The following is a 6,762-nucleotide window of genomic DNA, read 5'->3' on the forward strand; positions in this document are numbered from 1 at the left end:
CGTCCTCCCCGCGCCGCTCCCCGCCCAAGGGGTCGGTCGGACTCCGGGCCCCGGTCTCCCCGAGCCGGCGGGAGAGGTGGGACATCCTCGTGTCCGCGTCTGCGGCGGAGACGGTCAGGAGTGCCCCCGGCCGCTCCCCCTCGTCGTCCCCGTGGTGGGAGCGCTCCTGACCGCCAAGGCCACGGACACGGCCACCGAGACGAGCACGGCGGCCGGCACCAGCACGGCCCGCCGGAGGTCGGGCCCCGACCGGAACCGCTCCGCCCCGCCCCGGGGCGGGAGACATCGGGGAGGGGAAGGCCGGGACACCCGGATCCCGAACCGGTGAACACGTGATCGCAGCAGGTGAGTGATCATGCGACCAGGGTGGCGTGGATCACCCGGACTCGGCGAGGAGAGGCGTTTTTCTGTGGACAACCCGGGCCGAAGCTCTCATTCCCTCACCCGAACGGGTGGGGACAGAGACCGAACGCCGGCCACGCTCCACAGCCGATTCGGCCGCCCTTCGGGGCCCGGGCCGCCTCCGGCCGTCCCGGAGAACAAGGCACGTGAGGTCGGGGACCGGTTTCTCAGGAGCCCCCGCCCCGGAACCCGGAGTTCTCCGGCAGATCCAGTTCGCTGCGGTTCAGCTCCTCCACATTGACGTCCTTGAAGGTGAGCACCCTCACCTGCTTGACGAACCGGGCGGGTCTGTACATGTCCCACACCCACGCGTCGGCCATGGTGATCTCGAAGAACACCTCTCCCTGGACCGAGTGGATCTGCATCTCGTAGTCATTGGTCAGGTAGAAGCGCCGTTCGGTCTCGATCACGTAGGTGAAGAGCCCGACCACGTCCCGGTACTCCCGGTAGAGCTTCAGCTCCATCTCGGTCTCGTACTTCTCGAGATCCTCGGCGCTCATCACGTGGTCCCTTCAGCCGCTCGTTCCCTCATTGTGCGCCGGCACCATGGCCCGGCGCCCCGGTTCGGACGGGTCCGCCCCCGGCTCACCTCCCTCGTGCTCCGCCTCCCCCCGTCCGCGTCATGCCGCGCAGGACCGGTCCGACGAGCACCGACAGCAGGATCAACACGGCCCCGGAGGCGATCGCCCACAGCAACGGTCGGAAGGGCCCGGGCTGCGAGAGCCCTCCGGGCAGATCGGCGAAGCCATGGGCCCGGGGCAGGGGCCCGAAACGCTCCGGAGGCCATACCGTGGCCTCCACCCGGGCGCTCACCCTGTCCCTCGGCACAGTGGCGGGCTCCCCTTCCATCAACCGGGTGCGGGAGTCCAGGGAGTCCGCCCGTCGGTCGCCCAGCAGGAAGAGCTCCTCCGGCGGAACCTCGTGCTCGAAGGGCGTGGTGGAGGCGGGCTCGCCCACGTCCAGGTAGCGCTCCACGATCGGACGCCCGTTGACCAGCAGCCGTCCCTCGTCCTCACAGCAGGCCACCGTGTCCCCGCCGATCGCCACCACCCGTTTGACCATGGGCAGCTCGCCCCAGCTGTCCTGCCGGAAGACCACCACGTCACCGCGACGCACCTCCGCCCCCGCGACCCGATGGGCGAGCACCCGATCATCGGGACGGACCGTGGGGGCCATCGAGTCGGTGGGGATGGCGTAGGGCTGGTAGAGCACGGCCACCAGGACGAAGCCGCCGAGGAAGAGCAGGCACCCGACGAGGGCCGTGATCCCGGACAGCCATCGTCCGAGACGTGCCCCATCGCGCCGCGCTGCGCCCATCCCACGTCCCTCCCGGAGTCCGATGGCCCCGACGCGGATGTTCGCGCCGGGAAGTACGGTCGGAAAGCGACCCTATCCGGCGGCGGCGCGATCCCGTAGACCGCCGCCGGTTCCCGGGACGACCCCGGAACGGAGCGCGGACGGCGCGTTCGGGCCGCGACCGGCCTCCGGTCACGCCCCGTCCCGGAACCGCGCCGAAGACATCAGCCGCCGTGGGACGTCCGTCGCCGGCGGTGCCACATCACCAACGGTACGGCGCCCGCCGCGCCCAGCGCGCCGGACAGGGCCGTCACCGGGAGGGCCGCCGAGGAGGAGGCGTTCAGCTCCTCGTAGCCGTCGGGAACCGGCAGGAAGGACCAGCGACCGAGGGGCCAGGCCACCACGATCGCGCGCCCGACCACCTCGTCCTCGGAGACGGTACCGCCCGTGGGGCCGTCCATGTGGTAGCGGGAGTCCAGGGAGCCCTGGCGGTGGTCCCCCATGACCCAGAGCCTGCCCTCGGGCACCTCCAGGGGGCCGAAGGGCCGGTCGTCGCACGGGGTGTTGCCGGGGTAGATGAAGTCCGTCTCGTCGACCGGCTCCCCGTTGACCGTCACCGGCCCGCCCTGTTCACAGGCGACGGTGTCCCCACCCACCGCGATCACCCGTTTGATCAGGTTCTTGTCATCGGGCGAGGGGAACGGCAACACGTAGCTGATCCCCTTCTGCACGGTGGCCCACGGACCGGATGACTCGGGGGACTCCCCCAGCCAACCGCCCGGATCACGGAACACGACGACCTCGCCGCGTTCCGGGGTGGCGCCGAACCACGGCGTCAGCTTGTCCACCAGGACCCGATCCCCCCGCTGGAGGGTGTTCTGCATCGAGTCGGAGGGGATGGAGAACGCCTCGAGCAGGAAGGTCTTGATGAGCAGGGCCAGTACCAGGGCGATGCCGATGAGGATCGGCAGTTCCTTCCAGAAGGAACGTTGCCCGGGCGGCCCCTTCCGGCGATCACCCTCCCCGGTCCCGGCCTCGTCACCGTCCCGGGCCCCGGGGCCCTCTCCCGGTTCCCCGGGGGGCCCGGCACCGGGCTCCGGGGGGCGCTCCCGTCGGGACGGGGGAACGCCGGGGTCGTCGGCGCCCCCGGGAAGCCCGTCGGACCCCTCGGGGCGGTCCTCCGGGTCCTCGTTCGCACCGGACCGGGCACCGACTGCCACGTCCCCCACATCCACTCCTCAGGCCGCTGGGGTCCACCCCGGGCGGGGTGGATCGTTGTCCTCCTCCTCCCCTAACGAGCGGGGGTTCCGCAGGCATCGGGGGGCGGGATATTTGATCAATTCTTTCCCGGGACACACAGCGCGCCCCGGGCACCACCCCCGCCCCGCGGTCAGGGATCGGGAACGGCGGCGAACGCCTCGACACCGTTGAGGGTCGTCCAATGGTCGAAGGGCCAGGCGATGACGACGGCGCGTCCCACCACCCGGTCCACCGGAACCGTTCCCTGCCCGGGGTCGTCGAGATAGAACCGCGAGTCCTGGGATCGGGAGCGGTGATCACCCAACACGAACACCCGTCCCTCGGGCACCGTCACGTCGAAGGAAAGGGTGGAGGGGGCGTTGCCCGGATGCAGGTACGGCTCCCTCAACGGGGTTCCGTTGACCGTGATCAACCCTTCGGCGTCGCAACACACCACGGTGTCCCCACCGACGGCGATCACCCTCTTGATCAGGTGCTCCCCGTCGTCCTCGGGCAGCAGACCGACCCAGCTCAGCACGGTCCGGGCCTCTCGGATCACCGGGGGGTACTCGGTGGCCTCGACGAAGGGGTCACCGGCCATCCAGCCACCCGGGTCCTTGAAGACCACGACCTCGCCCCGCGAGGGCTCCCATCCGACCCAGGGACTGAGTTTGTCCACCAGGACCCGATCGTCGATACGGATGGTCTGTTCCATGGAGCCCGAGGGGATGACGAAGGGCTGGACGAGAAAGGTCTTGATGCCCAGGGCTATGGCCAACGCGATGACCAACAGGATGGGTATCTCACGAGTGGTGCGCAGGCGGCGGCGGCGTTTGATCCGCTTGGCCGTCCGTCGGCGGGCGGCCCGCCCCTCGACCGGGCCCCCCGCCTCGGGGGTCCGTCCCGCCGACCTGCGAGCGCTCCCGCCTCCGGCGCGACCCGGGGGGCGCCCGCGCCTACCCACCGGTTCCCCGCACGGAGGCGTGGCGGTCGAGCGGCCAGACGATCACCTCGGCACGGCCTATGACCCGATCCTCGGGGACCGTGCCACCGCCGGGCCGGCCGAGAAGGTCACGGGAGTCGACGGAGTCGGAGCGGTGGTCACCCATCACCCACAGCCGCCCCTCCGGGACGCGGATGTCGAACTCGACCTCCGAGGCGGTGTTCCCCGGATGGAGCCACGGCTCCTCCAGGGGGGCGTCGTTGATCTCCAGACGACCGCGTTCGTCGCAGCAGCGCACGCGATCACCGCCGACCCCGATGACCCGTTTGACGTAGTCGTGCGCGGGCGCCCGGCCGATCCCGACGGAGGAGGCGAGGGTGCGCACGGTGCGCATCGGCGGCCCGACCGGGTCGCCCTCCCCCGAGAAGATGCCGGTGCCGTCGAAGACGACGACATCACCGCGGCGGACCTCCCCGCCGAAACGATAGGCGAGCTTGTTGACGAGCACCCTGTCACCGACCTCCAGGGTGGTCTGCATGGAACGGCTGGGGATGACGAAGGGCTGCGCGACGTAGCTGCCGATCAGCAGGAACACCACCAGCGGCACTCCCATCAGCAGCGCTCGGCGGCGCCCGCCCGTGCGGGATGGGCGCCGCGGGCCGTCGGCGTCCCTCGAACCGTCGACCCCCGCGGGGGAGTTCTCCCCGGTGGGACCAACGTGCCGTCCCCCGCGGGCGTTCCCGGTGGTTCCCGACGAGGCACCGGGAGCGGAGGTCCGGCCGGTGAACGCGACGGAGCGCGACCGCGGGCCGGCCTCCCCTGAGGGGGTGACGCCGCGGTCGCGCTCCGTGCGGTGTGCGTCGGTGTCGGCCACTCCGTGATGGTAACCGGGTGGCGACGAAAACGACTCAGCGCTCGCGCTTCTCCTTGATCTTGGCGGCCTTGCCGCGCAGCTCACGGAGGTAGTACAGCTTGGCCCGGCGAACCGCGCCGCGGGTCACGACCTCGATCTTCTCGACGACCGGGGTGTGGACGGGGAAGGTCCGCTCCACACCGACGCCGAAGCTGACCTTGCGGGCGGTGAAGGTCTCCCGGACGCCGGAGCCCTGACGGCGGATGACGACGCCCTTGAACTGCTGGACACGGGAGCGGTTGCCCTCGATGACGCGCACGTGGACGTTGACGGTGTCGCCGGGACGGAAGGCCGGGATGTCGTCGCGGAGCGACGAGGCGTCAACACTGTCGAGGAGGTTCATGACCTACTGCTCTCCTCGCCGATGCCACAGGTCATCGGCGGAATCTCATGGGGTGAACGGATGAACTGATCGGGTCCCGCTGCGGGATGCTCTCGCGTCCCACGGGGAGGTGCCACCGCGGCGGACGCCGGCCCCCTGTGGCAGGGGCGCGCGCCGTTCGACGGCAACGGCTCATTCTTCCACGGCGCCGGGGCGGGGCCCAAATCGACCGTCCGGTCCCGACTCCCAGCCGAGTTCCGCGAGAAATCGGCGGTCACCGGGGTCCCAGCTCTCCGGGGGGGCGGCGCGCAGCAGGTCGGGACGGTGTTCGGCGGTGCGTCGCAGCGCGTGGTCCCGGCGCCAGCGCGCGATGTGGCCGTGATGGCCTCCGAGGAGGACCTGCGGGACCTCCCGCCCCCGCCACACCGGGGGTTTGGTGTAGACGGGGCCCTCCAGGAGGTGGGCCATGGAGCCCGCCGCGAAGGAGTCGTCGCGGTGGGACTCGGCGTTGCCGAGAACACCCGGCAGCAGCCGGACCACGGCCTCCACCATCACCAGAACGGGCGCTTCTCCACCGGCGAGGACGTAGTCCCCGATGGAGAGTTCGCGCACCTCCGCGCGCTCCGCGTACTCCTCCACCACCCGACGGTCGATGCCCTCGTACCGTGCGGGGGTGAAGATCAGGTGGGAGCGGTCGGCCAACTCGGCGGCGACCTCCTGACCGAAAGGGCGTCCGCTGGGAGTGGGCACCACCAGCACCGGGCCCCGGGACCCGGCTCCCCCGTCGTCCGCGTCGGGATCGGCCGGGGTGTCGGCCGGGGTGTCGGCGAGGATCTCATCGAGTGCCTCCCCCCACGGCTCGGGTTTCATGACCATGCCGGGGCCGCCCCCGTAGGGGGTGTCGTCCACGGTGTGATGGCGGTCATGGGTCCACGCGCGCAGGTCGTGCACCCTGATGTCCAACAGACCCCGATCGGCGGCCCTGCCCACCAGCGAGAGCCGCAGCGGGGCGAGGTACTCGGGGAAGATCGTGATGACGTCCAGGCGCATCAGAGGTCACTCCCCCGCGCCCCGTCGTCGCTCCCCCCGTCTGCGGGCTCGCCCCCGGTCACGTCGAGCAGGCCGGGGGGCGGGGTCACCACCAGGTGGCCGGCCGCCAGATCGACCTCGGGGACGATGGCGTGGACGAAGGGGATCAGCACCTCGCCCCCGTCCGCGCGTTCCACGACCAACAGGTCCTGTCCCGGTGGGTGGGAGATCTCGGTGACCCTGCCCACCGGCGTGCCGTCCGCCGTCACCACATCCAGGTCCACGAGTTGGTGATCGTAGAACTCCTCCGGGTCCTCCGGTGTCTCCTCCGGGTCCACCTCGGCGATCAAAAGGGTGTTGCGCAGTGCCTCGGCCGCGGAGCGGTCCCGCACTCCGGCGAAGCGGAGCAACAACCGACCGCTGTGGACCCGACCCGCCTCGATGGTGAGCGGTCCGGCCTCGGGGGGGTCGGTGGTCAGGACCGCTCCGGGGCCGAGCCGGAGCTCCGGCTCGTCGGTGCGGACCTCGACAGTGACCTCACCGCGGATGCCGTGGGCCCGGCCGATGCGGGCGACGACGAGCTGCACGGGATGGGGTGCCTTCCGGGAACTGGAGGGG

Annotated in this window: 8 protein-coding genes; all 8 read right to left on the minus strand. The window is 71.3% G+C overall.

Annotated elements, in window-relative coordinates; translation table 11 throughout:
* Positions 1 to 569: 569 nt before the first annotated feature.
* Positions 570 to 902 (minus strand): DUF2469 domain-containing protein, encoded by a 333-nt coding sequence (locus tag FNQ90_RS08315; protein WP_143619881.1) that lies wholly within the window; start codon positions 900 to 902, stop codon positions 570 to 572.
* 85 nt (positions 903 to 987) lie between these two features.
* On the minus strand, positions 988 to 1,719 hold the full coding sequence (gene lepB / locus FNQ90_RS08320; RefSeq protein WP_182605781.1) for a signal peptidase I: 732 nt from the start codon (positions 1,717 to 1,719) through the stop codon (positions 988 to 990).
* 203 nt (positions 1,720 to 1,922) lie between these two features.
* A complete protein-coding gene (lepB, locus tag FNQ90_RS08325; protein WP_182605782.1) occupies positions 1,923 to 2,918 on the minus strand; it encodes a signal peptidase I in 996 nt (331 codons plus the stop codon).
* Between the two features lie 170 nt (positions 2,919 to 3,088).
* The gene (gene lepB, locus FNQ90_RS27145) at positions 3,089 to 3,727 is read right to left on the minus strand and encodes a signal peptidase I (RefSeq protein ID WP_228454365.1); all 639 of its coding nucleotides are present in this window, start codon (positions 3,725 to 3,727) and stop codon (positions 3,089 to 3,091) included.
* A 166-nt stretch (positions 3,728 to 3,893) separates the two neighbouring features.
* A complete protein-coding gene (gene lepB / locus FNQ90_RS08335) occupies positions 3,894 to 4,754 on the minus strand; it encodes a signal peptidase I (RefSeq protein WP_407699326.1) in 861 nt (286 codons plus the stop codon).
* 34 nt (positions 4,755 to 4,788) lie between these two features.
* Positions 4,789 to 5,136, minus strand: coding sequence for a 50S ribosomal protein L19 (gene rplS, locus FNQ90_RS08340; RefSeq protein ID WP_143619889.1), 348 nt, complete (start codon positions 5,134 to 5,136; stop codon positions 4,789 to 4,791).
* A 171-nt stretch (positions 5,137 to 5,307) separates the two neighbouring features.
* On the minus strand, positions 5,308 to 6,165 hold the full coding sequence (gene trmD, locus FNQ90_RS08345; protein WP_182605784.1) for a tRNA (guanosine(37)-N1)-methyltransferase TrmD: 858 nt from the start codon (positions 6,163 to 6,165) through the stop codon (positions 5,308 to 5,310).
* Entirely contained in the window at positions 6,165 to 6,731 is a 567-nt protein-coding gene (rimM, locus tag FNQ90_RS08350) for a ribosome maturation factor RimM (RefSeq protein WP_182605785.1), read from the minus strand. Before rimM ends, trmD begins: the two co-directional genes overlap by 1 nt.
* Positions 6,732 to 6,762 lie beyond the last annotated feature (31 nt).

Source organism: Streptomyces alkaliphilus (assembly GCF_014141535.1).
In the GTDB taxonomy this organism is placed as follows: domain Bacteria; phylum Actinomycetota; class Actinomycetes; order Streptomycetales; family Streptomycetaceae; genus Streptomyces; species Streptomyces alkaliphilus.

Bases quoted from the DNA above. Each gene is read 5' to 3' on its own strand.
- FNQ90_RS08315 (WP_143619881.1), bottom strand. From the start codon at position 902: ATGAGCGCCGAGGATCTCGAGAAGTACGAGACCGAGATGGAGCTGAAG.
- lepB (WP_182605781.1), bottom strand. From the start codon at position 1,719: ATGGGCGCAGCGCGGCGCGATGGGGCACGTCTCGGACGATGGCTGTCC.
- rplS (WP_143619889.1), bottom strand. From the start codon at position 5,136: ATGAACCTCCTCGACAGTGTTGACGCCTCGTCGCTCCGCGACGACATC.
- trmD (WP_182605784.1), bottom strand. From the start codon at position 6,165: ATGCGCCTGGACGTCATCACGATCTTCCCCGAGTACCTCGCCCCGCTG.